This is a genomic window from Priestia sp. RMT2NF4, from assembly GCF_047872835.1.
GTDB lineage: Bacteria > Bacillota > Bacilli > Bacillales > Bacillaceae_H > Priestia > Priestia zanthoxyli.
Genome location: NZ_JBLQZO010000005.1, coordinates 352,551 through 378,028, shown reverse-complemented (window position 1 = coordinate 378,028; position 25,478 = coordinate 352,551). Strand labels below are relative to the sequence as shown.

Sequence of the window (25,478 nt, the reverse complement as noted above, 5' to 3'; positions counted from 1 at the left end):
CTTGCATGTATTAGGCACGCCGCCAGCGTTCATCCTGAGCCAGGATCAAACTCTCCGAAGAAATGTTTGACTTGCTCATTTAAAAAATAAAAATTAACGTTGACGTTTGTCGCTTTGTTCAGTTTTCAAAGTTCAACCGCCGCTCTTAAGCGACTTTACTATCATAACAAGTTGCAATCTAGTTGTCAACAAGTTTTTTATTTGTTTATCACTTCGATGTTTGCTTTAGCAGTTCATCTTAGCGACATTTAATAATATACCATGCCTTCTTTTATTGTGCAATAGTTTTTCGATATATTTTTAAAAACTATTTTCTTGTACACGAAACGTTAGCCAATTAATAGATACTAGCATATCTAGACCTAAGCTAGCATAATGTCTATTAAATCATTATCCGCCAAGGAGGCGTTCACTTGGATACCTTAATTGCAGCTGCACTCTATTTGTCCTTTTGTATGTCTATTCTCTTAATTTCACTTGCTTATTGGGAATCAATTCAAATGTCTAATAAAGAAGGCAAAGTCAACGGCCTTTCATTTATTTCACTTTCAACATTCAGCATAATTTTTTGTTTGTTTACTTCATATTTTTATACCATTCTTTATTAACATGATGTTACGTTGTCTTCTTATAATAAGGAGACATTTCTTTATTTTATTACAATATTCGCATTCGGTATACTTACTTATTGAAATCAATACGATAAACTCAGCTCCCCCCTTCTTCATACGTGCGATGGACAGTGAAGGAATTTGTCGAATGATTTTTTGGAACACTTTCTTTAAATTTGATAAACTACTTTTAGAAAACGCTTTCATATATACTTTAACATTATTCAAGGAGGAAACCAAATGAAACCATTGCTTGAAGTAACGGTTGGAGAACTTTTAAAAGAAAGTACAAAAAAGTTTGGGCATCAAGAAGCGGTTATCTACTCTGAACAAAATATTCGCTATACGTACGCAGAGTTTTATCAAGAAACCTCTCGAGTTGCAAAGGCACTTCTAGCCACCGGTCTCAAAAAAGGCGATCATATCGCTATCTGGGCTACAAATGTGCCGGAATGGTTACTTCTGCAATTCGCAGCAGCTAGAATAGGCGCTGTTTTGGTTACCCTTAATACAAGCTACCAATCCTCTGAATTAGAGTATGTATTGAGGCATTCTGATACAGCAGCGCTATTTTTCATTGATGAATTTAAAAGCACTTCTTATACGTCTATTATCACCGGTATTGAACATAATCTTCCCAATCTAAAACATCTTATAAACTTAAGTGAATCAAGCGAACATACTTCTTGGAACGAGTTCTTAATGAGTAGCTCAATGGTATCGGATGAGGTGCTCGATAAGTATGAGCAATCCCTACATATCCATGAAGTTATCAATATGCAATATACTTCCGGAACAACAGGTTTTCCAAAAGGAGTTATGCTAAGTCACCATAATATAGTAAATAACGGCTTTTTAGTTGCTCAGTCTATGAAACTGACTAACGAAGACCGCTTATGCATCCCAGTTCCTTTCTTTCATTGTTTTGGATGTGTACTGGGCGTTCTAGCATGCGTATCCGTAGGTGCTACTATGCTACCGATTATTGAATTTCAGCCTTCCTCTGTTTTACGCACCGTAGAGAAAGAAAAATGTACAGCGCTTCACGGTGTACCAACTATGTTTATTGCGGAATTAAATGCACTTGAGTTTAATCAATATGACTTATCTACTCTTCGCACAGGAATCATGGCTGGTTCTAATTGTCCAGCAGAAGTAATGAAACGAGTCATAAATGACATGGGTATCAGCGAAATTACCATCGCCTATGGTCAAACCGAAACATCTCCTGTAATCACCCAAACAACCCCAACTGATTCTATCGAGCGGCGAGTACAAACGGTTGGCAAAGTACATGATCATGTACAGATTCAAATTATTAATCCAATTACAGGTAAACAAGCTTCTTTTGGAGAACAAGGAGAACTTTGTGCAAAAGGATATTTAACAATGAAAGGATATTACAAAATGCCGGAAGAAACAGAAAAAACAATTGTAGAGGGCTGGCTACATACAGGAGATTTAGCTACCATCGATAAAGATGGCTATGTAAAAATTACAGGACGTCTAAAAGATATGATTATTAGAGGTGGAGAAAACATTTACCCAAGAGAAATTGAAGAGTTTTTATATAGATTACCCGAGGTAGAAGATGTGCAAATTGTCGGTATTCCTGATCCAAAGTATGGAGAACGAGTTGCTGCATGCATTAAACTCAAGCAAGATTCTTTTCTTACCGCTCAAGAAATCAAAGACTTTTGCAAAGGTAAGCTTGCTCATTTCAAAATTCCCGAACATATTTATTTTATAGACGACTTTCCCATGACGGCATCCGGCAAGATTCAAAAATATAAATTAAAAGAAACGATCGTAGCGCTTTATAAATAATCAGATTTTTTCGAATTTCACCTGTCATTATGAAGAAAAGTTTACTATACTGATACATATCTGTTTTTCTTCTTTCATACAGATATAAACAACAATGTCTATTGAAATAGGTGAAAATAATGGAAAATGAAATGTTGCTCAAATTAGGTATTTCTGCTGTACTTGGTCTTATTATTGGAATTGAAAGGGAACTAAAACGAAAGCCTGTTGGTTTAAAAACATCTCTCGTAATTTCCATTATTAGCTGTTTACTCACGATTGTTTCGATTGAGTCTTCTCAAATTTTTAATAAAGGTGATCATATCACAATGGACCCGCTTCGTCTGGCTGCTCAAATTGTTTCTGGAATTGGTTTTTTAGGAGCGGGTGTTATTTTACGAAAAGAAAATGACAGCATCTCTGGGCTTACAACAGCCGCTATTATCTGGGGGGCAGCAGGTATAGGTATTGCTGTAGGTGCAGGGTTTTATCCCGAAGCTATTACCGGAGTTGTACTGCTCATCATCAGCGTTGAACTTCTCCCTTTCCTTATTACTATTCTAGGGCCTAGGCAACTGCGCGAGAAAGAGCTTATTCTTCAACTTAAGCTGGCTGATAAGCACAATATTTTTGATACAACTAACAGCATTAGAGAAAAGAATATTACAATAAAAAATATTCGAATCAAAGATTTAGACACCAATGAATTATATATACGTATGAAAGTGTCAGTTAATAATCAGCGTCCTACTACAGAAGTGTATTACGAGATTCAAAAAATCAGCGGTATTCGTAGCATTGAAGTTGAAAATGTATAAATGAAAAACGGCCAATTGGCCGTTTTTTTATTTATATTTTTCAATCTGTTGTAAAAATTCCCTCTGTTTTACTAGAGACAGCCGGTATTGATCATCGATAATTTCTGTTAACAACTCATGTTTACGGCTCTTTGACACATTCAATCTGTGGATAAGAACTCTGCATTCGTACAAAAACTGTGTATACTGTGTGTAACTCTCATCATAATTCGAAGATAATTCTTCTTTTATTCGTTTTGTCAACAAAGGACTAGCGCCATCTGTGGATATTGCTAGCGATAATCTCCCTCTAGAAAACTGTGCAGGAATTTGAATATTTCCATCGGAAAAACCGCTGGCCATATTAACCAACTGATCATTTTTAATATGCTGCTTAACGAACTTATTCACAGCTTTATCATTTGTAGCTACAACAATAAAAAAAACATTAAGTAAGTCTTCTTCTCCTACTTTTTTTCTTTTTACACACAGCTGATTCTTAGCTTCCCACTCATTTATTTCAGCTGAAACAGTTGGAGCAACCACTGTAATGGCTGCTCCTTCTTGTAAAAAACCTTTAATTCTACGAGTTGCGATTGTTCCGCCTCCAACTACTAAGACCGAACGATCCTTTAAATCAAGCATAACGGTATACATCGTATTGATTTCCTCTACTCGATAATAACGTTTTTACTTGATGACTTAAAATGTGTGCAAGTCCATCATGATAACCTAGGTAGTTTGCTAAGATAAACTGCTGGTCATCTGTTGATAACTGCTCCAACTCTTCCTTAATTTCGTTCATTAAAATACCGGTAAACAAAAGGTACGGGAGAACGAATACTTGCTTATACGAAGTTTGTTTAGCAAGGTGCAGGCCTTCTTTTAAATTAGGGGCAGCGGCAGCTAAATAGCATGTGCTCACTTCTTTAAAAGCTCCTTTACCTTTTAGCAGTTGAGCTATTTCGTTAAAATCTTTTTTTACAGCAGGATCACTGCTTCCTCTCCCAACCAGCAATACCATCGAATCTTCATGCTTATCCACATTGGTTTCATTGATTCTCTCTACTAAGATATCAACAATTCGTTCGTCTACGCCGAACGGTTCTCCGTACAGTACTTCTACTTGTGGATAGCGTTCATATACTTTGTGTATTTCTTCAGGTATATCATGTTTTGCATGGGCAGCTGTTAATAACAGCAGCGGCACAATGGCAATACGAGTAGCACCTTGTTCAATACACGCTTCAAATCCTTGTTCAATAGTAGGGTAAGCTAGCTCTAGGAAACAAACTTCTTGAATCGGTACATCTAGATTTTTTTTACATCTTTCAATAAAAGCAACTGCCTGATCAGCGCCTTCTTTTACGCGGCTGCCATGGCAAACATATAAAACTGCATCCATATAATCAACCTCTTTAGTAAGCTTCTTGTGCATACGAATAGTAATGCTGTCCAGTCTTCTCAAACCAATTCAATCGGTCATGAAAATTTACAACTTCACCAACGATAATCATACTGGGATTTTCAATTTGTTCTTCTTTAACAATATCAACAATTGTACCAAGAGTTCCAGTTACAGTGCGCTGGTCCGCACATGTGCCCCAGTGAATCAATGCAATTGGCGTAGCTGAGGTTTTTCCATGTTCCATTAACTGTTGGCAAATGTACGGTAAGTTCCTCACTCCCATATAAATGGCAAGAGTATCTACACCTTTGGCTAGGCTATCCCATTTGATTGCATCATGCTCGCTGTCTTTACGGTGTCCTGCTACAAAAGCAAAGCTTGCGCTGTATTCCCGGTGAGTGACAGGGATTCCTGCATAAGCAGCAGCTGCGATACCTGATGTAATTCCTGGAACAATTTCAAATGAAATGCCCTGTTGCACGAGAGCTTCTGCTTCTTCCCCTCCGCGTCCGAAAACAAATGGATCTCCGCCTTTTAAGCGCGTTACAATTTTCCCCTTTTTAGCGAATTTCACTAAAAAGTTATTGATTGTTTCTTGCTTGAGGGTATGGTAGTTTGGAAGCTTTCCGCAGTAAATAATATCAGCATCACTTTTAGCATACTCCAGCAGGTCCTTATTCACTAAACGATCATATAAGATAACATCTGCTTGCTGAATTGCTTTCAACCCTTTTAATGTAATTAAATCTGGATCTCCTGGTCCTGCACCGACTAGATATACTTTCCCCATGAATGCCTTTCACCCTTCCATCATTTCCACGTCTCCGCAGCGCTCCCAAATTTTAATTTGAATTAGAACAGCGGACAAAGTCCGCTGTCATTTAGATGAATTTTCGGTTAGATAAATATTCAATAACAGTTTGTACACATTCTTCTACAGACTGTGTGCTTGTATTAATTGTTACTTCAGGATTAGCAGGTGACTCATAGGGAGAATCAATTCCTGTAAAATCACGGATTTCTCCGCTTCTTGCTTTTTTGTAAAGGCCTTTTGGATCTCTTTTTTCACATTCTTCTAACGGACACTCTACGTATACTTCCAAAAATTCATTCCCCTCTAAGATCTCACGCACTTGAGCGCGATCTTCTTGGAATGGAGAGATAAATGCTGTTAGTACCACTTGACCGCTGTCTACGAACAGCTTAGAAACCTCACCGATACGGCGAATATTTTCTGTACGATCTTCAGCAGAAAACCCTAAATTCTTGTTTAAGCCAAAACGAACATTGTCACCATCTAATACATAATTGCGAATATTTTTATCAAAAAGCGCTTTTGCCACTGCGTTTGCTACGGTAGATTTACCTGAACCCGAAAGGCCCGTAAACCATAATACAAAACTGTGATGATTATTTTGCTCGCGTCTTTCCTGTTTTGTAATTCCAGCATCATGCCACGTAATGTTTGTTGATTTACTCACTTCAACCGCTCCTTATTTTGAAGATACTTTTTGTTTTGCTAATCCCTTAATTAACACTTCAATTACTTCTTTACGGCTGAATGTGCTTGGTGGCACTTCTCCGTTACGAAGCATTTCACGTACCTTGGTACCAGATAGAATCATATGATCTTCCTTGCTGTGAGGGCATGTTTTCGTTGATGCCATCGCTTCACACTTCTTGCAGTAGAAGCTGTGTTCAAAAAATAAAGGTGTAATTCCTAATTCATCTGCCGTAAAGTTACTGAAGATTTTTTGTGCATCATATGTTCCGTAGTAGTCACCAACACCAGCGTGGTCACGGCCTACAATGAAATGCGTGCATCCAAAGTTTTTTCGAACCATTGCATGGAAAATAGCTTCTCTAGGTCCAGCATAGCGCATTGCAGCAGGGAAAACTGCCAAAGCTACACGATCGCTAGGATAATAGTTCTCTAAAAGTACTTCATAACTTTCCATACGGATATCTGCTGGGATATCATCTGACTTTGTTTCTCCTACAAGTGGATTTAAAAACAGGCCGTCTACAATTTCTAATGCTGTTTTTTGAATATACTCATGCGCACGGTGAACAGGGTTACGAGTTTGGAATCCAACAACCGTTTTCCAACCGCGCTCTTCAAATGCTGCTCTTGTTTCAGTTGGATCTAGGTAATACTTTTCAAAACGCGTTTTAGGTGTACGTTCTACAAGTACGATTGGACCTGCTACATATACATTTGGGCGTTCCATCATTTTCTTCACACCAGGGTGGGCAAGTTCTGCTGTGCGGTACACATTTTCCGCTTCTTTTTCTTTATTTGGCGTATATACTTCAGAAACTTCTAAAACACCATATGTCACACCGCTTTGAACTAGTTTTACTTTGTCGCCAATGTTTAATTCTTTAGCCTGCTCTTCTGTTACGGGAAGAGTAATAGGAATACTCCATACAGTTCCATCTGCTAGACGCATATTTTCAACAACTGATTGATAATCTTTTTCTCCTAAAAACCCCGTAATTGGGCTATAAGCACCAATTCCAATTAGTTCTAAATCGCTTAGAGCCATGTTGTCTACTTCAATTTCTTTTGTTAGTGACGTGTAGTCATATGTTGGTTGATATAAATTAATTAATTCTCCACCGTGTGCTTGAATTGTTGTCATTTTGTAAAATCCTCCTTAAGTAATTAACACAATATAATAAAAAGCACTTGAATCACGCAGTCATTTTTTCTTTTTCCGACTGCAGGCTTGCTCTTTTTCTTCTAGTTGTTCTAGCTAAGCTTAGAATACCTCCTGTAGCAATACATCCACTAGCTAGCACCACAAATGAATATAAGTCGCTTTCAAGTACTAATTTCACAAGAACATATGAGATTACGAGTGAAAATACAGGGGATACCACCCAAACCTTTAACATTTGAATGACCACTTCTCGCTGTTCTTTCGTAAATCCCGTTTTCGCTGCGCCTATTCCAATAATAGAAGACGTAGTGACCTGTGTAAGCGGTACTGGCAAACCAAACAGTGAAGCGACTGTAACAAGAGAAGCACCAGTACCCGAGATAATACAGCCTTCTCCTACAGAATAGCGAGTAATTTTTTTTCCGTTTGTTTCAATAACTCGGCCTCCTAGTAAAAGAGCTCCGAGCGCCACCGCCAATCCTCCTGCTATGACACCCGTTGTAGCATCCATTAATCCAGCTCCTACTAGAGGACCGACAGCATTTGCCACATTGTTCATTCCAGCTGAGAAGGCTTCAAAGAATCCCGTTGCAATAACTAAAATCGTTAAAACTCTTTTCCACTTTCCCTCTGCTTCTTTTTTATGCGCTCTGCGCTTTATCACTTTCCCAATCAAAAAAGCAATAACAAATGAAACTAGCGGAACAATAATCCAAAAAGACATGACAATTAAAAGTTTTTCTACATACAGAGATTGATAAGCTACCCCTACTCCAACAACTGAGCCAACTGTTACTTCACTTGTTGATAAAGGGATACCAATCAAATTCGCGAAAAAGAGTGACAGCGTTGCAGCAGCCAGAATGATAATAACTAATTCTACTGACAGCAGTTTTTCAGGTATGATACCTGAACTGATGGTTTTTACCACCTCACCGCCTCCGGTAACAGCTCCGAGCACAATTCCTACAGCACAGATGAACAGGGCCACTCTTCGCTTTTTAATTGCACCGGAGCCGTATGAAACGCCCATAGCAGCTGCTGCACCGCTTGCCCCAATATTCATTGCAAAAAAAAGCGCAATGATAAAGGCAACATATAAAAGCATCATTTATTCAGCTCTTTCGTATTTAAGATTCGTGTAATCCGCACTCCACTTTTTGTGTACCTGCCCATCTTCCTGAACGTAAATCGTCTACATTATAGGCAGGTGCGGTACAGGGCTCACAGCCGATACTTGGGTAGCCTTGATCATGAAGTTTGTTGTATGGCAAATCATGCTTATACACATAACGCCAAATTTCTTTCCATGACCAATGAATTAACGGACAAACTTTCACCTTCTTGAATTTCTCATCTTTATTAAAATAATTCGTGTTGGCACGAGACTCAGACTGCTCACGTCTCAAACCAGAAATCCACGCATCATAAGGAGCAAGGGATTCTCTTAGCGGAATGATTTTTCGAATTTGACAGCATAGGTTAGGCTGACTCTTCCAAAGCTCATCTCCATGTTTTTCAGCTTGTTCTGCAAGAGTTAAATCCGGCTTTTTCATATGAATACGTAAATCAGGGAAGCGTTCTTTAATTGCATCAATCACTTCATATGTTTCTTTAAAATGAACCCCTGTATCTAAAAAGACAATTTCAGCATCTTTTTTCACTTTTGAAATTAAATCAATTAACACGATTCCTTCAATCCCAAAGCTTGACGCATAAATAATTGAATCTCCGTAGGTATCATACGCCCACTGCAATGCTGAAAGGGCTCCTTTTGTTTCATCTTTACTGTCGAACTCTGGAAATGTATCGCTCCAGTTTTCGTACGTATATAAGCCTGCCATTTTCTCCACTCCAATTCTTAGTTATCCGCGTTATCCAATAAAAAAAGACGGTTTTACCCACTAGAATTGGATAAAACCGCCTCTAGTGTGTCTAGTCAGCGAAACTATTTAATTCTTACTTTGCTTCGGCGTGTTCAAAGGTTTGTTTTAAGTCGGGGTTTACAGTCATCGTTGTCCCTCCTCAAAATATCTCTTGCGCTATATCAAAATAAAAAGTCTTCCGTATTGAAAGACTGGGTAGGCAATAATTTTCACCTTATCTTTCAAAATGATACACACTTTGCTGGAATTAGCACCTTGCTAAGCAGGTTGCCGGGGTTCAGCGGGCCAGATCCCTCCACCACTCTTGATAAGCATTTTTTAAAAATTTTAGCATATTTAGAATATTTGTCAACATTAAAAATTATATATCCGATAAGAAAACTATACTTTAAATTCACAGAAATATCTATACTTTTATTTAAAACAACATATGTAAATTTAACCCAAATGTGAACATATAAGTTTATAAAACGCTTTCTTTTTCCCCCGACTTTTTATGTTCTCTTGCTAAATAAAATGCAAAATCTCTCTATAAAATTAATAACGGATTTATGAGCTTTACGGATAATTCACTCACATTAGCACACATTACAGATAACACTGACTGACAGATAGGAGCTATATAAGATGGAGAGACAACCCTTTCAATTAGACGATACAATTAAAAATAATGTGCGAACATATTTACAGCAGATTTCAACTGAAGCCTCTAATTTAATTAAACATTTAGACACGAGTGATCATTGTATTTTATGTGATTTTGAGGAGATGAGAAGGTTATTTCAAGATGTTCAAGCTACGGCCGCCTCTTATTACTTGCGTCATTACTTATCGCCTTATACATTTGAATACGCTGCTCTGTCCCTAGCTATTCATAACCTCTCTGAGAAACGTCACGGCGCTTTAATTGTCATTGAACGGGAACAAAGTGTTGATCCTCTTATTCAAAAAGGAATGCCTATTCAAGCTCCTGTCAGCGCTACGCTAGTTGAGACACTGTTCTATCCAGGGACACCCTTACATGACGGAGCCGTCCTAATTAGAAATAATCAGCTTATTTCAGCTGCTAATGTTTTACCTCTCTCGTCTATTATTTCAACGAACAAAAAGTTGGGAACACGTCACCGTGCAGCCATTGGAATGTCGGAAAAATCGGATGCATTAATTTTAGTTGTATCTGAAGAAACAGGTAAAATTTCGTTTGCTCTTGATGGAAGCCTCTACCCTATTCACTCCAGCAAAAATATGATTTAAGAGCCCTTTCCTGATAAGCAGCCCTATCTTGACTTATCTATCCTTTCTCTTTAATATATTTCATAGTTTTTACATACTATAGATACGGGTGATGCATATGGCAATTTTAAAATTTGAACATGTAGGCGTTCAAGTAAAGGATATAGAAGAATCTATTGAGTTCTATACACAAAAAGTGGGATTGGAGCTCATCGAAACACTACCACATACCGATCCGTCTTTGAAGCTAGCTTTTCTAGGTTTAGAAGGCAATGTAATCGTAGAGTTAATTCAAGGGTATAACTCAAGCTTACCTAGTGAAGGTAAAGTTCATCATTTTGCGCTGGCAGTAGATGGAATTGAAGAAGAGTTTGAGCGTTTAAAATCAGCAGGCGTTTCATTTGTGGAAGAAAACATTGTAACTTTGCCAAATGGAGCAAGATACTTATTTTTCTACGGTCCAGACAAAGAATGGATTGAATATTACGAAGTAAAAAGATAAAGATATCTTATACCTTCAGTGAAAAATGGTCATACTGTGGCTATGACTAATCACTGGAGGTTTTTTTATGATGGAATGGCTATTATTCCGACTTTTTCGTCGTTCTATTTTAGTGCGGCTTCTTTTTATTATCGGCTGCCTTGTTTTACTTTTCGGCATGCTTATACATTTCCTAGAGCCGCAAACGTTTGGGAATGTGTTTGAAGGAATTTGGTGGGTTATTATTACAATCTCTACTATAGGATACGGTGATTTTGCTCCCACCACTACGATTGGAAGGTTAGCTGCAATTATTTTAGTCCTGGTTGGAACGGGATTTATTACTACTTATTTTGTCACGCTTTCTAAAATTGCTGTTTCCGCTGAGAGCGCTTATTTGGAAGGGAATTTAAAGTTTTATGGAAAAGATCACTTCATCGTTGTGGGGTGGAATGAGCGCGCCAAACTCGTGCTAGAGTCTTATCGCGACGCATTTCATAAAGAAGACATTGTTCTTATCGACGACTCTCTGACTAAAAACCCCATGATCTGTGATCGCGTTCATTTTATTAAAGGAAGTCCCTCTCACTATGAGGTATTAGAACTTGCCAATGCTCGGTGCGCAAAAAAAGTGCTGATTACTGCCGATCAGCATAAGACAGAAGAATATGCAGACATGAATACGATTGTTACGCTAGTCGCTCTGCAAGGATTGAACCCTTCTATTTACAGCATCGTTGAACTGTTAACAAAAAAGCATATTCAAAATGCGCAAAATTTGGGGGTAAATGAAATGATTAAAACAAACGAGTTGATTAGTCAGGTCATGTACGAACATATTTTTGTGAAAAAATTAGAGAGTTTAAGAAAAGAATAATCCTTTCAATTATTGAAGCAGCGCCTCTTCTGCCTCTCTAATTAGCTCTTCTCCTAAGCTGATATACTTTTCTGGAAATGAAGCGTCTGCGTCTTGGGGTTCTGCAAACTGGTTAAATGAAGCACCCACGTTTCCATTGTGAACATTGTCATCTAAGCCAATTTGATACTTATGTGAAAGTAAAAATGGCGTACCAATCTGTACGGTTGTTCCTTTAGAATCCAGTTCTCCATTCGTAGCTGTAAACGGGATACGCAAAAATTGATAGCCGATTTCATCATTCATCTTATAGTCGAATGAACCATGATCATAATCCCAATTTCCTCCAATGTTATACCCAAGCGGCTTAAGCGTTTTTTCTAATTCATAAAGCTTGAATAATGTGCCGTCTAATCTTGAAGATAATTCAATCATCTTATCCCTCCTCTGTTTTAACATGTCCTTTTTCCAGCTTTTTATCCTTTATCTCAAAAGCAAAAAAGAGGTTGAGACATAATTAACCTAAAGACAAACACACTAGATAAAGTAGCTCGTATAAATCGCTTGTGACACCGCAGTTGATTTCCGTGCAAGGCTTCGCTCTCCGCGGGCGGCCGCTGAGCCTCCTCGTCGCTTTTCCCGCAGGAGTCTTCGCCTTGCCCTCCCAATCAACTGCTAGAAGGAACAAAACGGGTAAAACTATATACACCATCACAAAAAAACGAACCACTAATCAAACACGTTGATCAATGGTTCGTTTTTCACTTGGGCTAAGATACTTTTGTACCGGCCTCTTTTTATTTATTTCAAACGCTTTTCTAATTCTGCTTTTTTCTCTTCAAAACCAGGTTTTCCAAGAAGAGCAAACATATTTACTTTGTATGCTTCTACTCCCGGCTGATCAAATGGGTTTACGCCTAATAAATAGCCGCTGATTGCGCATGCTTTTTCGAAGAAATATACAACATATCCAAATGTATACTCATCTAGCGCTGGAATGTTCACAACTAAGTTTGGAACGCCTCCGTCTGTGTGAGCAAGCATTGTACCTTGGAACGCTTTTTTATTTACAAAGTCAACTGTTTCACCAGCTAAGTAATTTAGTCCATCTAAGTCCGCTGCATCTTCTTCAATTGTTAGCTCATGACGAGAATCTTGAACTTGTACAATTGTTTCAAAAATATCGCGACGACCTTCTTGTACATATTGACCTAAAGAATGAAGATCCGTTGAGAAGTTAGCAGATGAAGGGTAAATACCTTTTTGGTCTTTTCCTTCACTTTCACCAAATAACTGTTTCCACCACTCAGCAAAGTACTGAAGAGCTGGCTCATAGTTAATCAGCATTTCAATTGTTTTTCCTTTATTATAAAGAACATTACGAGCTACAGCATATTGATAAGCTGGGTTCTCTTCTAGCTCTGATGATGAAAATGCTTCTTGAGCATCAGCTGCCCCTTTCATCATTTGTTCGATATCAAGACCTGCAGCGGCGATTGGTAATAAGCCAACCGCTGTTAATACAGAATAACGGCCGCCTACATCATCTGGAATAACAAATGTTTCATAGCCTTCTTCGTCCGCTAATGTTTTTAATGCGCCGCGCGCTTTATCTGTTGTTGCATAAATACGCTTGCGTGCTTCTTCTTTCCCGTATTTCTCTTCTAATAATTTACGGAAGATACGGAAAGCAATCGCCGGTTCTGTTGTTGTACCAGATTTTGAAATAACATTAATAGAGAAATCTTTATCTTGTAAAACATCCATTAGGTCTTTCATGTATGTTGAGCTGATGTTGTTACCAGCAAAAATAACTTGCGGAGTTTTACGCTGTTCTTTTGATAATGTGTTATAGAATGAATGCTGAAGCATTTCAATAGCAGCACGAGCACCTAAGTAAGATCCTCCAATACCAATAACAATCAATACATCTGAATCCGATTTAATTTTTTCTGCACTTTTTTGAATGCGTGCAAATTCTTCTTTGTCATACTCCGTAGGAAGGTCTACCCATCCTAAAAAGTCGTTCCCAGCACCTGTTTTTTCATGAATTGAATGGTGAGCTACTTTCACGGCATCACGTAAGTATGTAAGTTCATGTTCACCAAAAAATGATAACGCGTTTGAATAATCAAAACGAACATGTGTCATAGTCTGTTCCTCCATTAAAATATCTTTATTTTCCACTTTATCGAAACTGTTAGCTGAATTCAAGGGAATCCACTTACAATTTGACACAATCATTATAGTTTGTTGAAACTGCAATCATTGTATGTACCCTTTTATTTAACGATAAATTCAGTTATGAAGTCAACTAATGTTCTTTGATTAAAAAACGTAATTCATGCACGATTACGCAAATAATATGCAAATAAAAAACGACTAAAGAGTGGTCTTCAATCGTTTTTCATTTACTTACCGGATGGTGCAATATAGTTCATTTCACCTATCTTTACATATTGTCTCGGTTTATAAGAGGCTTTTAACAGGGAAGAGTCTATTGATATAGAATTTTCAGCTTCGTTTTTAGAAGTGAGTAGCATCCTGTTTTCTTCTTTCATTTCTAAGTGATTATTCAGTACAAATCCGCTCATACATAATGCGCTAAAAATGAGAAAACTGATGGTTATTTGTTTCCTATACATTTCCATCACCTCACTCTTAGAGTGACAATTTCACCTGATTTTTATACGTCTAAAAAAATTTTTTTATGTTTTTTTTATGGATTTTGTGACGAGTTTCTATTTATTTAATAAGGTTTGAAAAATCCGCTGATACTAAGAATTAGCATGGATGCATGCATAATTAAATTATTATATAATCGGTTACAGAATTGAATATCACAAGGAGGTTTGTCTTTTGTCGTGGTTGCACTTGGTGATTTTATCGCCTTTTTTATTAGCCTTTTTTGTCCCGCTTCTGTATAGGAAATTCCAGCGTATTCATACAGGGTGGTTCGTTTTACCTCTCCCACTTGTGTTGTTCATTTATTTCACACAATATATCAGTGGTGTTTCTAAAGGGGAAACCTACCTACATTCAATGAAATGGATACCTAGTCTGGGCATTAACTTTGATGCTTATGTGGATGGACTCGGTCTTCTATTTTCTCTGTTAATCACTGGAATTGGGACACTTGTTATTCTTTACTCCATTTATTATCTTTCTAAGACAAAAGAAGCGCTGCATTCGTTTTATGTCTATTTGCTTCTTTTTATGGGGTCTATGCTAGGAGTTGTATTATCAGACAACTTAATGAGTCTTTACAGCTTTTGGGAATTAACAAGCCTTTCATCTTTTTTATTGATTGGTTATTGGTACAAACGAGAGAAATCTCAATACGGAGCCTTAAAATCTATGCTCATTACCGTATTCGGAGGACTTTCCCTATTAGCAGGAATTGTACTTTTATATGTCATGACAGGTACTTTCAGCATACGCGAAATTATCTCAAACGTAGATGTGGTTACATCAAGTCATCTATTTATTCCAGCTCTAGTCCTCATTTTATTAGGGGCCTTTACAAAATCTGCTCAGTTTCCTTTTCATATTTGGCTGCCAGATGCAATGGAAGCTCCAACCCCAGTGAGTGCATACCTTCATTCAGCTACAATGGTAAAAGCGGGAATTTATCTTTTAGCAAGACTAAGCCCTGTTTTTGCTATAAGCGCCACTTGGTTTTTTGTTATTTCAATCATAGGACTAATTACACTGTTTTGGGGCTCATTTTCAGCAGTAAAGCAACAAGACTTGAAAGGGATTTTAGCTTTTTCAACAATTAGTCAGCTTGGGATGATTATGTCACTTATAGGAGTAGGTAGCGCAGCTATTCACTATGATTTTTTAGACGATAATATCTACTTAGTGGCTCTTACTGCAGCAGTTTTCCATTTGATTAACCACGCTACCTTCAAAGGCAGCTTGTTTATGGTAGTAGGCATTGTCGATCATGAAACAGGCACTCGTGACATTAGAAAGTTAGGCGGGTTAATGAGCTTCATGCCTGTCACATTTACCATTGCTATCATTGGGGGATTTTCAATGGCAGGTCTCCCTCCCTTTAACGGATTTTTAAGTAAAGAGATGTTTTTTACAGGCATGGTAAACGTGACAAAAATGGATATGTATAGCATGCAGACGTGGGGAATTTTGCTGCCTATCATCGCTTGGGTGGGAAGTATTTTTACGTTCGTCTATAGTATGATTCTTGTCTTTAAAACCTTTACAGGCAAATACCAGCCCGAAAAGTTGGAGAAGAAGCCGCATGAAGCACCAGTAGGCATGCTGATTTCACCGGTTATTTTAGCATCATTGGTTGTTATTTTTGGCTTTGCTCCTAATTTATTAGAATCAACTCTTATTGAGCCAACAATGGCCTCTATCGCACCTAGCCTGCTAGAGGCAGGTAAAGGATATCAAGTGCATATTAAATTTTGGCACGGTTTTACGCCAGAATTATTTATGACGCTAGGGGTCATCACATTTGGTATTTTGTTGTTTATGACGCTTCAAAAGTGGTCAAAAATTTATACACGATTCCCTTCTTCTTTAACGCTTAATAACGGATATAATTATGGCATTAAAGGGATGGAAAAAGGCTCAACGCGCATCATGAAAACATTAATGACAGGATTTATTAGAGACTATCTTTTAATCATTTTTACTTTCATAGGCATTTTACTTCTCGTAACGCTCTTTTCTCAGAATGCCTTTGCGATTGATCTAAAAGATACTGCTTCTATCGGCGTTTATGAAGCCATACTAGCAGTTGTAATGGTTGCGGCTACTATTACAACTTTATTGGCAAAATCACGCCTCACAGCCATTATTTCGCTCGGAGTTGTCGGGTATACACTTTCTTTATTTTTCGTATTATTCCGCGCTCCTGACTTAGCTTTGACTCAATTAGTTATTGAGACTGTATCCGTATCACTGTTTTTACTATGTTTCTACTACTTGCCGGAGTTTCGAAAGCGAAAAGTAAGGGTGAAGTTTCAACTGCCAAATTTACTGGTTGCCCTTCTTGTAGGAACGACCGTTACATTGCTTGGCATATCAGCAAACAGTACAAAACTATTTGAATCCATTTCACATTACTTTATTGAAAACAGTTATGAAAAAGCAGGCGGCGAAAACATGGTGAACGTGATCCTTGTTGATTTCCGCGGATTTGATACATTATTTGAAATTACCGTACTTTGTATAGCAGCTCTTGCTATCTATGGCATGATTCGTCTTCGGTTAACAAAGGAGGAAGAAGAGTGAAAAAAAATGATTTGATACTACAAACAACAACGAAAGTAGTCACATTCATTATTATCATTTTTGCCATTCATCTTTTCTTTGCAGGTCATTATACACCTGGAGGAGGGTTTGTTGGGGGACTTACTACCTCAGCTGCCCTTGTATTACTACTGCTGGCTTTCGATATAAAAACCGTATCGAAAGTCATCCCATTTGATTATAAGAAGGTTGCGGCTTCCGGTCTGCTGCTAGCTATTTTAACCGGGCTGGGATCATTTATTTTCAAAGTTCCCTTTCTCACTCACACGTACAGCTACTTTAACCTTCCCCTTCTCGGGAAAACATCTTTAGCTACCGTTGTACTGTTTGATTTAGGCGTATATCTAGTAGTTGTTGGTGTTACGATGACCATTATTCAAACGATTGGAGAGAGTGAATAGTGGAAATATTAATGTCCGTAGTGGCAGGGATTCTATTCACTGCCGCTGTATATCTCATGTTATCCCGCAGTTTACTGCGAATTATTATTGGAACAGGCTTATTAAGCCACGGTGTTCACCTGTTGATTTTAACGATGGGCGGATTAAAAGGGGGGAGTGTTCCCCTTCTGGGAGAAAAGGCTTCTTCTTATACAGATCCTTTACCTCAAGCCCTCATTTTAACTGCCATTGTCATAAGCTTTGGCGTCACTTCTTTTTTCCTTGTACTAGCTTACAGGGCTTATCAAGAACTCGGAACAGACGATATGGACAAGTTAAGGGGAAATGAACATGACGAGTAATTTTGTAATCATCCCACTGCTTATCCCGTTTGTTGTAGGTGTTGTGCTCATTTTTTTCAAAGACAATATTAAACTTCAAAGGATAATCAGTGTTTTATCATTAATCACCACCACTGCTTTTGCTGCATATTTGGTACAGTTGGTTCAATCAAAAGGTGTTTTAACTCACGAGCTTGGGAACTGGAAACCTCCTTTTGGAATTATTCTAGTAGCGGACATGTTCGCTTCCCTTCTCGTACTTACTGCTAGTATCGTAACACTATGCTGCGTTCTTTTTGCTTTTCATACAATTGGCGAAAAACGTGAACGCTTTTACTTTTATTCGTTTGTACAGTTTTTATTAGTAGGCGTATTTGGCGCTTTCTTGACAGGTGATATCTTTAACTTATTTGTCTTTTTTGAAGTCATGCTTATGTCTTCGTACGCTCTCATTGTAATTGGCGGTACAAAAGCACAGCTTCGAGAGTCTCTTAAGTATATTTTAGTCAATGTCATTTCATCTGCTTTGTTTGTAATTGCTGTTGCTTATTTGTACGCCGTAACAGGAACTCTCAACATGGCAGACCTTTCGCAGCGAATTGCAGAGGCTAATCAGCCGGGAATTTTAACAACCATTGGCATGCTTTTATTTATTGTATTTGCATTAAAAGCAGCTTTATTCCCAATGTATTTTTGGCTTCCAGGTTCGTACAGTGCGCCTCCACCCGTTATCATCGGGTTGTTTGGTGCATTGCTCACAAAAGTAGGCGTTTATTCGATTTTCAGGACTTTCACTTTACTGTTTTACCATCATCCTGAATTCACTCATCAAATTATCGGCTACGTTGCGCTTTTGACTATCGTTGTTGGTGCAGTAGGCGCCATTGCTTATTCGGATGTGAATAAAATTTTAATTTATAATATTATTATTGCTGTCGGAGTCATTGTCTACGGTGTAACTTTAACAACAAAAGCAGGTTTTGAAGGAGCCATTTATTATTTAATTCACGACATGATTATTAAAGCAGCTCTCTTCCTTCTTGCTGGAAGCATCATTCGAATAACTGGAACAACAAAATTAAAGAAAATGGGTGGGTTAATTAAAGACTATCCGCTGCTTGGCTGGATGTTTTTTATCGCTACTATTTCGTTGGCAGGAATTCCTCCCCTAAGCGGCTTTATTGGAAAATTCCTTTTAGTTCAAGGCGGTTTAGAATCAGAGAGCTACACGTTTGTAGGAGTTTTACTCGTTTCAAGCCTGCTCGTTTTATATTCTGCCATTAAGATTTTCATGAGCTGCTTCTGGGGTGAACCTACGCTTTCTTCTGAGCATGAAAAAGTATCCCTTAAAGGTATTCTATACCCATCCGCTATCTTACTTGCTGTTTCTGTCTTTTTAGGACTAGGTGCAGAAGCTGTTATTCCTTATGTGTCGACAGCCGCTCAAACGCTTATGGATCCTTCAATTTATATCCAATCGGTGTTAAAGGAGTAGATCTGCATGTCATTTCAACTATTATTAAACGTAATCATTGCATTCACATGGATGTTTTTGAGAGGGATTTGGACACTACCTTCCTTTATTATAGGATTTTTCTGGGGAGCGGTACTGCTGTTTGTTTTCCGCCGTTTTTTTCACAGACGTTTTTACCTGCATAAAGTATATGCGATCATTAAGCTGCTGTTTATTTTCATACGAGAATTATTCAAAGCCAATATTGCAGTGACGAAAGACGTATTGCGCCCTAAATTAAATATTCAGCCAGCCATCTTTGCAATGCCAACCCGTCTGGAGAGTGAATGGGAAATTACCATTCTTTCTCTTTTAATTACGCTAACGCCAGGCACACTGGTAATGGATGTGTCAGATGACAATTCTACTATCTATATTCATGCAATCAATACCGACGATATTGATGACATTATTACAGATATTCAGCAAACATTCGAAAAAGCTATTATGGAGGTGAGTCGTTAAATGCTCGATATTTTTCTAAACGTTTCGCTCATTCTCATTTCTGCTTCAACTATTGGGTTTGTTTACCGAGTGGTAAAAGGTCCGTCAACTGCTGACCGAGCAATGGCCCTTGATGCTATTGGAATTAACATCATTGCTATCACGGCCATCATCTCGATTATTTTTCGAACTCAGGCTTTTTTCGAAGTCATTTTACTGCTAGGCATCATAGCCTTTGTAGGTACCGTTGCTTTTTCTAAGTTTTTAGAGAAAGGAGAAGTGATTGAATATGAACGTGATCAGTGAAATCATTGTAGGAGCTTTGGTACTCATAGGGTCTCTTCTGACAGTTGTGACCATGATTGGGCTTATTCGTTTGCCTGATACGTACACAAGAAGTCATGCTGCCTCCAAAAGTGCTACCTTAGGCGTCCTGTTTATATTAGTGGGCTGCTTACTCTACTTTTGGATTGACACTGGCCATATTAGTGCACGGTTAATTTTAGCGATTGTTTTTGTGTTTATCACCTCTCCTATTGCTGGGCATTTACTAGGAAGAGCAGCTTATTACAGCGGAGTTCCTCTTTCTGATAAAACCGTTCGGGATGATTTGAAAACCAAACAGCAGAAAAAGCTTACCCATCATGAATAAAAAAAAAACGCCGTGCGGTTTGCACGGCGTTTTTTATCGAGAATCTTATAAAGAAGCGCGTAGGATTGCTAGTACATCTTCTTTGTTTAATTTTTTAAATTTACCAAATTCACCTTTGGCCATTGCACGATCAGCCATAAGATCTAATTTGTCTTCGCCAATATCATAATCAGCTAAGCGAGTTGGTGCACCTAGGCTTGACCAGAATTCACGAAGCTTATCCACACCTTCAAGTGCTACTTCTTTATCTGTCTTACCTTCCGTATCTACGTTAAATACGCGTACAGCTACTTGCTTGAAGCGATCTACGTTCTCATCCATTACGTGTTTCATCCAGTTCGGGAATAAAATTGCGAGTCCACCCGCATGTGGAATATCATATACAGCTGATACCGCATGCTCAATATTATGAGTAGCCCAATCGCCTTGGTGTCCCATTTGTAACATACCGTTTAATGCGATGGTACCATTGTATAAAATCGTTTCACGTAACTCGTAGTTTTCTAAGTCGTTTAATAATTTTGGTCCCGTTTCAATAACCGTTTGTAGCACACCTTCACACATACGATCTTGAAGCGGCGTATTTGTTGCAGCATGGAAATATTGTTCAAATACGTGGCTCATCATGTCAACCATGCCATAAACTGTTTGATTTTTTGGTACAGTAAATGTATTAACCGGATCTAAAATAGAGAATTGAGGGAATGTTGCCGGACTGCCCCAGCCGTATTTTTCTTGTGTTTCCCAATTTGTAATAACAGAACCAGCATTCATTTCTGAACCTGTTGCTGCTAATGTTAGCACTGTTCCAAATGGAAGAGCTTCAGCTGCGAATACGTCGCGGTTAATGATGTCCCATACGTCGCCATCATATTTTGCGCCTGCTGCGATTGCTTTTGTACAATCGATTACGCTTCCTCCACCTACTGCAAGTAAAAATTCAATACCGTTTTCTTTACAAATATCGATTCCTTTGCGAACAGTTGTCAGACGAGGATTCGGTTCTACTCCCGCTAACTCATGTACTTCTGCATTCATGTCATTCAGTACATCCATTACTTGATCGTATAAACCGCTGCGTTTTACACTTCCTCCGCCGTATACTAATAATATCTTTTTACCAAAGCGACTTGCTTCTGTTTTTAATTGCTCTAATTGACCTTTACCAAAAATTAATTTTGTAGGATTATAAAATGTAAAATTGTTCACTATAAACTCCTCCTTACGAGCTTGATTACATGCATCATTATGAAGAACAACTTTTTGATTGTAAAGAAAATTGACTTCCTAAAGATTATTCCCTGTTGGCTAGATGCTCACCCCATCCAAATGAACGTTTATTTGTCTGTATCTTCCAAAAGCAAATATGCATATTTCCCTCTAAAAAAAGCAGGCTAATAAGTGAACTACAAAACAAGGAGGGTTCATCATGAGTGGTATTCAACGTATTGCGCTCGTATTAACGATTATTGGAGCAATTAACTGGGGACTTATTGGCTTTTTTCAATTTGATTTAGTAGCAGCAATCTTCGGCGGTCAAACATCTGCTTTCTCCCGCATTATTTATGGATTGGTTGGAATCGCAGGACTGATTAACCTAGGTCTATTATTTAAACCTTCTGCTGAAGTAGAGCGTACAGAACCTAGAACGGAACATTAAAAAAAGAAGGATAGCTAAGCTATCCTTCTTTTTTTCTTATTTCTTATTTCTTAATTAGATCTTCGCGGTTTGATTGCTCAATCCACTCTTCTAATTTTTCTTTTAATGTGTTGAATCCTTGAGTAGATTCAGTATGAACTGTTGCTTGACCTTGACGCTTTTTAGCAGGTTTTTTAGGTGCAGAAGCTTCAGTTTTTTCTGGAGCTGGCTCAGTTGCACGAATAGATAAACCAATTTTACCAGTTGACTCATCAACAGATAAAACTTTAACGTTTACTTCGTCTCCTACTGATAAATGTTCGTTAATATCTTTAACGAAGCCATGTTTTACTTCTGAGATATGAACTAATCCTTGAGTTTCTTCATTTAATGCAACGAATGCACCGTATGGTTGAATTCCTGTTACTTTACCTTTTGTAACAGTACCGATTTCAAATTTTGACATATAAACACTCCTAGATACCTTATTATTTTCACCATTATAGCCAATTTAAAATTATAGCACAGTTCATAGATTGAATCAAAAAGTAGTTATACTATATTTATTATTTACCAATTTCGTCACAAATATAAACTAACACTACATTTCATCATAGCAAAAAAGATATTATATCAAACCGTCTATACGATATGACATAATATCTTATTTTTATTATAACTTATTTTCAACAAAACGGCTAATCCGTTTTATGGATTCTTCTAATGATTCCATTGAAGAAGCGTATGAACAGCGAATATGTCCTTCTCCGCCTTTTCCAAATACATTGCCTGGCACCACGGCTACTCGCTCTTCAAGCAAAAGCTGCTCAGCGAATTCTTCCGATGACAATCCAGTTTTCTTGATAGACGGGAACACATAAAACGCTCCTCCGGGAGAATGGCATTCCAGACCAATTTGATTTAATGACTTCACCATATAGTTCCGTCTTCTGCGATAGCTTTTTCTCATCTCTTCTACGTCATGCTGCCCATTTTGTAGTGCTTCAATTGCTCCATATTGTGCCATGGTAGGCGCACACATCATTGTATACTGATGAATTTTCAGCATTGCTTTCGCAATCTCAGTTGGTGCACATATGTACCCAAGACGCCATCCAGTCATGGCAAATCCTTTAGAAAAGCCAGAAATAATAATGGTTCGTTCTTTCATTCCTTCTAAAGAAGCAATAGATGTAAATTCTTCATCATATGTTAATTCTGCATATATTTCATCCGTGATAACAAGCAAGTCATGCTTGATAACAATATCAGCAATAGCCTGCAACTCTTCTTTAGATAGTGAGCTTCCTGTTGGATTATTAGGAGAACATAAAAGAAGGGCTTTCGTGTTGCTTGTGATGACTTCTTCAATCTGTCTAGGCTGTAGTTTAAACTCTGTTTCCGCCGTTGTTTCAATTGCCACAGGAACTCCTCCTGCTAGCGAAATTAACGGGCTGTAAGACACAAAGTTTGGCTCCACGACAATAATCTCATCTTCAGGGTTAATCAAAGCTCGCATTGTAATGTCTAAAGCCTGACTTCCTCCAACGGTCACAATAATATCATCTTTATAATCATACGAGACGTTAAAATTTCTTTTCATATACTTCATAATTTCAAAGCGGAGCTCTAAAAGCCCCGCATTTGCTGTATAAGAGGTATATCCTCTTTCCAACGATAAAATACTCGCTTCTCGAACAGCCCAAGATGTGACAAAATCAGGTTCACCTACTCCAAGAGAGATGACGTTATCCATACTTGCTGCTAAATCAAAAAAGCGGCGAATACCTGAAGGTTTCAGCTGTTGTACAGTTGTTGACAAGCGCTCTTTCATTACGGAGACACCACGATTCTGCGATCTTCATCGCCTTGATCGTAGATGGTACCATCGTGCTTGTATTTTTTCATAATAAAGTGAGTCGTTGTAGATAAAACAGAGTCTAGCGTAGAAAGCTTTTCAGAAACGAAAAATGCTACTTCAGACATTGATTTTTCTTCAATAATAACAGACAAATCATATGCTCCTGACATTAGGTACACGGATTTTACTTCTTGAAAACGATAGATGCGCTCCGCAATCTCGTCAAAGCCTACTCCTCGCTTTGGTGCAACTTTTACATCTATCATAGCTGTGACGCCCTCATGTCCATCTACTCGTCTCCAGTTAATATCAGCTGAATATTGCACAATTACTTTTTCTCTCTCTAACTTTTTAACAATATTAGAGGTTTCTTCAAACGTTAAATCCACCATTTTTGAAATACTATCTATTGAAATACGGCTATTTTTTTCTAGAATTTCTAAAATTTCTAACTCTTTTTCTTCTAAGAACACCGCGTTCCCCTCCTACACCGATTAAATTTTTTCACTTTTTCCATTATATCAAATTTAAACACATCTTTAATGTGAAATCTATACCGGTAATTGAGTTTCATTTTATAGATTGCTGGAAATTAGGACAGACTAGAAAGAAAAAGATGGAGTGAAACAAATTGACTGACTCTAAAATTACTTGCCACCAGCGTACTTTTAATGGCGTCAATGTTTACTACGAATGCCATAACTATCATCCTGATAAACCAGCTATTGTATTTATTCACGGCTTTTTATCATCCAGTTTTAGCTTTCGGCGTTTAATTCCTTTATTTGAAGATACGTTTTCTATCATTACGCTGGACCTTCCGCCATTTGGGCGAAGTGAAAAATCGTTAACCTTTCAATACTCGTATAAAAACTTAGCCAAAATTGTCATCGAGTTGATTGAATACTTAAAATTGAAAGATGTTGTACTATCGGGACACTCAATGGGAGGACAGGTTTGTTTAAACGTAGCAAAATTAAAGCCTTCTTGTGTATCAAAACTCGTTCTTCTGTGCAGCTCAGCTTATTTAGGCCCTTCACATTATGGGTTGGTCATGTCTTCTTATGTTCCCTTCTTTTATCTGTGGGTAAAAACGTGGCTGTCTCGCAAAGGTGTATTAGGTAACTTGCAAAATGTCGTATTTGATCATCAGTTAATCGACGAAGAAATGATTGATGGCTATACTGAACCCTTTTTGGATGACCGTACGTTTATGGCTTTAACAAGAATGATTCGTGATCGAGAAGGAGACCTCTCCTCAAAGGATTTGCAGCACATAAAAAAACCAAGTTTACTCATTTGGGGAGAAGAAGACCGAGTTGTCCCTTTACATCTCGGACGTAAATTAAAAGATGATTTGACAGACTCTACCTTTATCTCGTTAAAGGAAATTGGACATCTTTTACCAGAAGAGTGTCCCGACATTGTGCAGTCTCATATGGTCGATTTCTTGTACGGTGAAAAAGCCCTGTCTCAATAATGACGGAGCGAGTTCATATATTTCACACGAGGCGCTAACTTTAATAAAAAATTTATTAGTGGTGCTTCAGCCAATTTTCCCACTTTCTTTATTGACTTCACAAGTTAACTTCGTTGACAAACGTATTAAAAATAAGCAAAC

The 25,478-nt window shown here is 37.9% G+C and carries 29 protein-coding genes, 1 rRNA gene, 1 pseudogene and 1 riboswitch; of the genes and pseudogenes, 15 read left to right on the top strand and 16 right to left on the bottom strand.

The genetic code is table 11. From position 1 onward, the window contains the following. A 16S ribosomal RNA gene (locus ACMX9J_RS21390) occupies positions 1–61 on the bottom strand; the annotation flags it as partial. A 352-nt stretch (positions 62–413) separates the two neighbouring features. Between ACMX9J_RS21390 and ACMX9J_RS21385 the strand changes: the two genes are divergently transcribed. The 3 genes from ACMX9J_RS21385 to ACMX9J_RS21375 all read left to right on the top strand — a co-directional run bounded on the left by ACMX9J_RS21385 (position 414) and on the right by ACMX9J_RS21375 (position 3,235). Continuing rightward, positions 414–608, top strand: a complete 195-nt coding sequence (locus ACMX9J_RS21385) for a hypothetical protein (protein WP_033580480.1) — start codon at positions 414–416, stop codon at positions 606–608. Between the two features lie 243 nt (positions 609–851). Continuing rightward, positions 852–2,438 (top strand): AMP-binding protein, encoded by a 1,587-nt coding sequence (locus ACMX9J_RS21380; RefSeq protein WP_033580479.1) that lies wholly within the window; start codon positions 852–854, stop codon positions 2,436–2,438. Positions 2,439–2,557: 119 nt separating this feature from the next. Continuing rightward, the gene (locus ACMX9J_RS21375; RefSeq protein ID WP_013059577.1) at positions 2,558–3,235 is read left to right on the top strand and encodes an MgtC/SapB family protein; all 678 of its coding nucleotides are present in this window, start codon (positions 2,558–2,560) and stop codon (positions 3,233–3,235) included. A gap of 27 nt (positions 3,236–3,262) precedes the next feature. On the opposite strand, the gene ACMX9J_RS21370 is transcribed toward ACMX9J_RS21375, so the two are convergent. From ACMX9J_RS21370 to ACMX9J_RS21340, 7 genes are all read right to left on the bottom strand, one after another. Then, positions 3,263–3,871 carry an NAD(P)-binding protein gene (locus tag ACMX9J_RS21370; RefSeq protein WP_047749626.1) on the bottom strand — a complete coding sequence of 203 codons (609 nt, stop codon included), beginning with the start codon at positions 3,869–3,871 and terminating at the stop codon, positions 3,263–3,265. After that, complete coding sequence (locus ACMX9J_RS21365) at positions 3,852–4,619, bottom strand: sirohydrochlorin chelatase (protein WP_033580478.1); 768 nt, start codon at positions 4,617–4,619, stop codon at positions 3,852–3,854. Before ACMX9J_RS21365 ends, ACMX9J_RS21370 begins: the two co-directional genes overlap by 20 nt. Positions 4,620–4,632: 13 nt before the next feature. Then, complete coding sequence (cobA, locus tag ACMX9J_RS21360; protein WP_033580477.1) at positions 4,633–5,412, bottom strand: uroporphyrinogen-III C-methyltransferase; 780 nt, start codon at positions 5,410–5,412, stop codon at positions 4,633–4,635. A 91-nt stretch (positions 5,413–5,503) separates the two neighbouring features. Continuing rightward, the gene (cysC, locus tag ACMX9J_RS21355) at positions 5,504–6,103 is read right to left on the bottom strand and encodes an adenylyl-sulfate kinase (RefSeq protein ID WP_028412601.1); all 600 of its coding nucleotides are present in this window, start codon (positions 6,101–6,103) and stop codon (positions 5,504–5,506) included. A gap of 12 nt (positions 6,104–6,115) precedes the next feature. After that, positions 6,116–7,267, bottom strand: a complete 1,152-nt coding sequence (gene sat, locus ACMX9J_RS21350) for a sulfate adenylyltransferase (protein ID WP_014457931.1) — start codon at positions 7,265–7,267, stop codon at positions 6,116–6,118. Between the two features lie 52 nt (positions 7,268–7,319). Continuing rightward, positions 7,320–8,399, bottom strand: coding sequence for an inorganic phosphate transporter (locus ACMX9J_RS21345; protein WP_080754495.1), 1,080 nt, complete (start codon positions 8,397–8,399; stop codon positions 7,320–7,322). Between the two features lie 19 nt (positions 8,400–8,418). Beyond that, positions 8,419–9,132: a phosphoadenylyl-sulfate reductase gene (locus ACMX9J_RS21340; protein ID WP_325076085.1), complete on the bottom strand. Its 714-nt coding sequence runs from the start codon at positions 9,130–9,132 to the stop codon at positions 8,419–8,421. A gap of 253 nt (positions 9,133–9,385) precedes the next feature. Beyond that, positions 9,386–9,488, bottom strand: a riboswitch (SAM riboswitch). 313 nt (positions 9,489–9,801) lie between these two features. Here ACMX9J_RS21340 and cdaS point away from each other — a divergent pair. The 3 genes from cdaS (at position 9,802) to ACMX9J_RS21325 (ending at position 11,765) form a co-directional block, all read left to right on the top strand. Continuing rightward, the gene (cdaS, locus tag ACMX9J_RS21335) at positions 9,802–10,428 is read left to right on the top strand and encodes a sporulation-specific diadenylate cyclase CdaS (RefSeq protein ID WP_416226148.1); all 627 of its coding nucleotides are present in this window, start codon (positions 9,802–9,804) and stop codon (positions 10,426–10,428) included. A 97-nt stretch (positions 10,429–10,525) separates the two neighbouring features. Further along, positions 10,526–10,909, top strand: a complete 384-nt coding sequence (locus tag ACMX9J_RS21330) for a VOC family protein (RefSeq protein WP_033580475.1) — start codon at positions 10,526–10,528, stop codon at positions 10,907–10,909. A gap of 67 nt (positions 10,910–10,976) precedes the next feature. Further along, positions 10,977–11,765: a potassium channel family protein gene (locus ACMX9J_RS21325; protein ID WP_033580474.1), complete on the top strand. Its 789-nt coding sequence runs from the start codon at positions 10,977–10,979 to the stop codon at positions 11,763–11,765. A gap of 9 nt (positions 11,766–11,774) precedes the next feature. Here ACMX9J_RS21325 and ACMX9J_RS21320 read toward each other — a convergent pair whose 3' ends face one another. The 4 genes and pseudogenes from ACMX9J_RS21320 to ACMX9J_RS21305 all read right to left on the bottom strand — a co-directional run bounded on the left by ACMX9J_RS21320 (position 11,775) and on the right by ACMX9J_RS21305 (position 14,389). Further along, complete coding sequence (locus ACMX9J_RS21320) at positions 11,775–12,179, bottom strand: YugN-like family protein (RefSeq protein ID WP_274863062.1); 405 nt, start codon at positions 12,177–12,179, stop codon at positions 11,775–11,777. Positions 12,180–12,232: 53 nt separating this feature from the next. Beyond that, a pseudogene (locus tag ACMX9J_RS21315) lies at positions 12,233–12,412 on the bottom strand (hypothetical protein). Positions 12,413–12,545: 133 nt separating this feature from the next. Then, positions 12,546–13,895, bottom strand: coding sequence for a glucose-6-phosphate isomerase (locus ACMX9J_RS21310; protein ID WP_013059589.1), 1,350 nt, complete (start codon positions 13,893–13,895; stop codon positions 12,546–12,548). Between the two features lie 260 nt (positions 13,896–14,155). Then, positions 14,156–14,389 carry a hypothetical protein gene (locus tag ACMX9J_RS21305; protein ID WP_230683520.1) on the bottom strand — a complete coding sequence of 78 codons (234 nt, stop codon included), beginning with the start codon at positions 14,387–14,389 and terminating at the stop codon, positions 14,156–14,158. Positions 14,390–14,603: 214 nt separating this feature from the next. Between ACMX9J_RS21305 and ACMX9J_RS21300 the strand changes: the two genes are divergently transcribed. From ACMX9J_RS21300 to mnhG, 7 genes are read left to right on the top strand one after another with little or no spacing between them, the layout of a single operon-like run. Continuing rightward, positions 14,604–17,009, top strand: coding sequence for a Na+/H+ antiporter subunit A (locus ACMX9J_RS21300; RefSeq protein ID WP_049166268.1), 2,406 nt, complete (start codon positions 14,604–14,606; stop codon positions 17,007–17,009). Then, positions 17,006–17,428: a Na(+)/H(+) antiporter subunit B gene (locus ACMX9J_RS21295; protein WP_013085301.1), complete on the top strand. Its 423-nt coding sequence runs from the start codon at positions 17,006–17,008 to the stop codon at positions 17,426–17,428. Before ACMX9J_RS21300 ends, ACMX9J_RS21295 begins: the two co-directional genes overlap by 4 nt. Further along, entirely contained in the window at positions 17,428–17,769 is a 342-nt protein-coding gene (locus ACMX9J_RS21290) for a Na(+)/H(+) antiporter subunit C (protein WP_033580470.1), read from the top strand. The genes ACMX9J_RS21295 and ACMX9J_RS21290 overlap by 1 nt, the downstream gene beginning before the upstream one ends. Then, entirely contained in the window at positions 17,759–19,243 is a 1,485-nt protein-coding gene (locus ACMX9J_RS21285; RefSeq protein ID WP_034264157.1) for a Na+/H+ antiporter subunit D, read from the top strand. The genes ACMX9J_RS21290 and ACMX9J_RS21285 overlap by 11 nt, the downstream gene beginning before the upstream one ends. Positions 19,244–19,249: 6 nt before the next feature. After that, positions 19,250–19,726 carry a Na+/H+ antiporter subunit E gene (locus ACMX9J_RS21280; RefSeq protein ID WP_013059594.1) on the top strand — a complete coding sequence of 159 codons (477 nt, stop codon included), beginning with the start codon at positions 19,250–19,252 and terminating at the stop codon, positions 19,724–19,726. After that, positions 19,727–20,011 (top strand): Na(+)/H(+) antiporter subunit F1, encoded by a 285-nt coding sequence (locus ACMX9J_RS21275; RefSeq protein ID WP_013059595.1) that lies wholly within the window; start codon positions 19,727–19,729, stop codon positions 20,009–20,011. It begins immediately after the preceding gene. Further along, positions 19,995–20,357, top strand: coding sequence for a monovalent cation/H(+) antiporter subunit G (mnhG, locus tag ACMX9J_RS21270; protein WP_013085304.1), 363 nt, complete (start codon positions 19,995–19,997; stop codon positions 20,355–20,357). Before ACMX9J_RS21275 ends, mnhG begins: the two co-directional genes overlap by 17 nt. Before the next feature lie 45 nt (positions 20,358–20,402). Here the strand turns inward: mnhG and ACMX9J_RS21265 are convergent, their stop codons facing one another. Beyond that, entirely contained in the window at positions 20,403–21,566 is a 1,164-nt protein-coding gene (locus ACMX9J_RS21265) for an iron-containing alcohol dehydrogenase (RefSeq protein ID WP_013085305.1), read from the bottom strand. 220 nt (positions 21,567–21,786) lie between these two features. Between ACMX9J_RS21265 and ACMX9J_RS21260 the strand changes: the two genes are divergently transcribed. Further along, positions 21,787–22,017: a DUF378 domain-containing protein gene (locus ACMX9J_RS21260; RefSeq protein WP_013059598.1), complete on the top strand. Its 231-nt coding sequence runs from the start codon at positions 21,787–21,789 to the stop codon at positions 22,015–22,017. A 43-nt stretch (positions 22,018–22,060) separates the two neighbouring features. On the opposite strand, the gene yugI is transcribed toward ACMX9J_RS21260, so the two are convergent. From yugI to ACMX9J_RS21245, 3 genes are all read right to left on the bottom strand, one after another. Continuing rightward, a complete protein-coding gene (yugI, locus tag ACMX9J_RS21255) occupies positions 22,061–22,462 on the bottom strand; it encodes a S1 domain-containing post-transcriptional regulator GSP13 (RefSeq protein WP_013059599.1) in 402 nt (133 codons plus the stop codon). 207 nt (positions 22,463–22,669) lie between these two features. Beyond that, positions 22,670–23,830 carry an aminotransferase gene (locus ACMX9J_RS21250; RefSeq protein WP_013059600.1) on the bottom strand — a complete coding sequence of 387 codons (1,161 nt, stop codon included), beginning with the start codon at positions 23,828–23,830 and terminating at the stop codon, positions 22,670–22,672. After that, entirely contained in the window at positions 23,830–24,330 is a 501-nt protein-coding gene (locus tag ACMX9J_RS21245) for an Lrp/AsnC family transcriptional regulator (protein WP_013059601.1), read from the bottom strand. Before ACMX9J_RS21245 ends, ACMX9J_RS21250 begins: the two co-directional genes overlap by 1 nt. Before the next feature lie 158 nt (positions 24,331–24,488). On the opposite strand from ACMX9J_RS21245, the gene ACMX9J_RS21240 reads away from it, so the two are divergent. Continuing rightward, the gene (locus tag ACMX9J_RS21240) at positions 24,489–25,337 is read left to right on the top strand and encodes an alpha/beta fold hydrolase (protein ID WP_048021850.1); all 849 of its coding nucleotides are present in this window, start codon (positions 24,489–24,491) and stop codon (positions 25,335–25,337) included. Positions 25,338–25,478: the final 141 nt, after the last annotated feature.